We start from the raw sequence: 2,620 nt of genomic DNA, 5'->3' as shown, positions 1-2,620 counted from the left end.
GTGAATAGACTATTTTGATAACGAAACATAATTTCCAAGATAAATTTCCTCATAAACGACAAGTCAGTTTGCCTCTAATGACTATAAGAAATTAAAAAAAAGAGAAAAGGAGAAATTGATTATTGAAAATAATCAAAAAAAATTGCGTTTTAAGATCAGTACGTTAAGATGTTTTATTAATTCACGTTACTTTTCAAACTAGGGTAAAAATAATGGATAGAATTAAATTTACTGTTAATGAATACCAAAGTTATCCAATTGAAACTGATTTGTTTGAAAGAAAAACAGCAAAAAAAGCACCTTTTTACCGAAAAATGGAACGGCAAAACCACGAAATTAGCCAATTTGCTATCTGTCCAGCATGTAATAACCCTGTACAAATTATTGGGTTATATAGAAAATCAGCACACACTGACAAACCTTTTGCTAAACATTATGAAACTCCTATCGGTTTAGGTATATATAACAAACAAGCTTATAACTATTGTCCTTATAAGGCGGATAGAAAAGCTTTTACAAAAGATAGTCGAAAAGGGGCAATAGATGATATTGCCAAAGAAATTATTGATAAAATGGTTAATCATTTTGATAAGATTATTTATCTGCTACAAAAGAAAATAGGCATTTATATTAGCCTATCTTTAGCAAAAGAGATGCTTAATGATTTTTTTGATGCTAGAGCCTATCTCTATTATGGCGCTTCACTCCAAAATATTCCTTTGTTGTTAGCTTATTTTTCTTTGAACAAAGCCCTAATAGGTCGTTATATTTCTAATAAAGAGCTTATTTCTGCATTAGAAAAAGCCCCTAATTTATATTTTGAAAATAATCAACTTCGAGCAAAATGTTTTTCTAATGTTGGATTTTATTTTACAAATCACAAAACTTATATAAAAGATCATCATCTTACAGAAAGTCTTTTATTGACCGTTTCTCAAAAAGAAATAATATACAGTGAAAAAATCATATTTGATAACCTTCATTTTGAAAATCTATTAACTTACCATCCAAGCACTCTTAGTGAAAAGCAAGAAACAAAGAATAAAGAATTACTCATTGCTGCCAAAGAAGTAGGATTGAAGCACGGTTTTAAATATTAAGATGGATTATTCGGAGTAAAGGTTTGATACTTGCACCCACCACTCACTATCAATTGGCGGAATAGCTCCTTCATTTTCAGCGAATTTTAGACATTCTAGGAGTGTAGAAAGCGGTAAACTAAACGAATGATGATTGTCTTTTAAGGCGAAATAAAGAGGTTCATCGCATTCTATACAGTTTGGGTGTTCAATGTCCTCTATAGATGCTTTATTAGCTAATGTAACTTTATCAAACTTATTCATTTTTTCTCCAAATAATTAATGACTAAGGGTGATAAGACAATAGAAAAAGTGAAGTGAAAAACGAAGAGGAAATTGATTATTAAAAATAACTAAAATTTTTTATGTTATAACTTGATGTGTTTAGTAAGATTTTTACAAGTAAGAAAAAAGCGACCGAAGTCGCTTTTATTGACAAGTTTAAGCTAAGCCATATCATTATGTTCAGCGAAAGAATAAGCCTCTTTCATTGATACCACTAAATGATCTAAAAGCCGAATGTCAAATAATTCGCAAGCTGCTTTTAGTTTTTTAGTAATAGTAAAATCAGCATTACTTGGCGTGACATCACCTGATGGATGATTATGCGCAATGATTATTGCCGCAGTATTTACCTCCAACGCCTTCTTAATAATATCTCTAGGAGATATACTGGCTTGATTGATAATGCCTTTGAATATGATATCTGCACAAAGCAGCTTGTGCTGATTAGACAAAAATAATACTAGAACCACTTCTCTTGTTTCTGCCCCAATCTTCAATCGACAATAATCAGCCGCAAGCGCTGGAGAAGTGAACTCTGGTGCATTGACTTGATATAATGGAGATGATTCCATAAGTTGTTCAAGACAGGTTAAAGCGTTATTAATAGTTAATTTTTGTTCTGTAGTTAAATTCATATCGGTATTCCTCTAATTTAAAAATAAAAAAGGGAATACCACCCAAACAGGAGTATCCCCGCTTGGGTGATGAAATAGAAGAATTAATTATTTTCTTCTACTCTTTGTTTAAAAGTATCTATACAGTTCCAATAATCTTCAACTGTACAAATATCCCATCCATTAATGACAAGATGTGTATCAATGGAATTAAGACATCGTGTTTCTCCTTAAATAGAAAATAAAAGGGAAACACAGCACCCATAGGGAATTATGTTTCCCATTAGGGGGTGTTCAAGAAAGACCAATATCAAAAGATATTGATCTGAATGTTTAGAAGTGTATTAATGTTTTTTGGTTTTTGTTTTACGCTTAGTATCTTTACCAGTGACAAGATCCCAATTAGACCAATACACTAAAGCGGTAAAAATAGTAGCAGCAAAAACTAACGTTCCACCTACACCAAGTAACCACCAATTCATAAAACCTCCTTAGCTTTAGTTTTATCGGCTTTTGTCTTTTTGTTTATTAAATCTACTATGTAATCAAGAAGCAGCCCTAATATCCAAAAGATTACACCAATATTAACAAGGATTAAAGCCTCACTAATGTCAATGTTATCATTTGACAAAACGAATCCAA

4 protein-coding genes are annotated in these 2,620 nt (G+C 31.4%); 1 reads left to right on the top strand and 3 read right to left on the bottom strand.

Going from position 1 to position 2,620, the window contains the following annotated elements; translation table 11 throughout:
* Positions 1-212 precede the first annotated feature (212 nt).
* A complete protein-coding gene (locus PF272_RS02065; protein WP_271141428.1) occupies positions 213-1,100 on the top strand; it encodes a hypothetical protein in 888 nt (295 codons plus the stop codon).
* 6 nt (positions 1,101-1,106) lie between these two features.
* Here the strand turns inward: PF272_RS02065 and PF272_RS02060 are convergent, their stop codons facing one another.
* The 3 genes from PF272_RS02060 to PF272_RS02050 all read right to left on the bottom strand — a co-directional run bounded on the left by PF272_RS02060 (position 1,107) and on the right by PF272_RS02050 (position 2,460).
* Positions 1,107-1,343 (bottom strand): hypothetical protein, encoded by a 237-nt coding sequence (locus tag PF272_RS02060; RefSeq protein ID WP_271141427.1) that lies wholly within the window; start codon positions 1,341-1,343, stop codon positions 1,107-1,109.
* A gap of 182 nt (positions 1,344-1,525) precedes the next feature.
* Positions 1,526-1,999 carry a JAB domain-containing protein gene (locus PF272_RS02055; protein WP_271141426.1) on the bottom strand — a complete coding sequence of 158 codons (474 nt, stop codon included), beginning with the start codon at positions 1,997-1,999 and terminating at the stop codon, positions 1,526-1,528.
* A 323-nt stretch (positions 2,000-2,322) separates the two neighbouring features.
* Positions 2,323-2,460, bottom strand: coding sequence for a hypothetical protein (locus PF272_RS02050; RefSeq protein WP_271141425.1), 138 nt, complete (start codon positions 2,458-2,460; stop codon positions 2,323-2,325).
* Between the last annotated feature and the right edge of the window lie 160 nt (positions 2,461-2,620).

Source organism: Gallibacterium faecale (genome assembly GCF_027920745.1).
GTDB lineage: Bacteria > Pseudomonadota > Gammaproteobacteria > Enterobacterales > Pasteurellaceae > Gallibacterium > Gallibacterium faecale.
The sequence above is the reverse complement of the archived record's forward strand: the minus strand, read 5'-3'. Positions and strand labels throughout refer to the sequence as shown.

Bases quoted from the DNA above. Each gene is read 5' to 3' on its own strand.
- PF272_RS02065 (WP_271141428.1), top strand. From the start codon at position 213: ATGGATAGAATTAAATTTACTGTTAATGAATACCAAAGTTATCCAATT.
- PF272_RS02060 (WP_271141427.1), bottom strand. From the start codon at position 1,343: ATGAATAAGTTTGATAAAGTTACATTAGCTAATAAAGCATCTATAGAG.
- PF272_RS02055 (WP_271141426.1), bottom strand. From the start codon at position 1,999: ATGAATTTAACTACAGAACAAAAATTAACTATTAATAACGCTTTAACC.
- PF272_RS02050 (WP_271141425.1), bottom strand. From the start codon at position 2,460: ATGAATTGGTGGTTACTTGGTGTAGGTGGAACGTTAGTTTTTGCTGCT.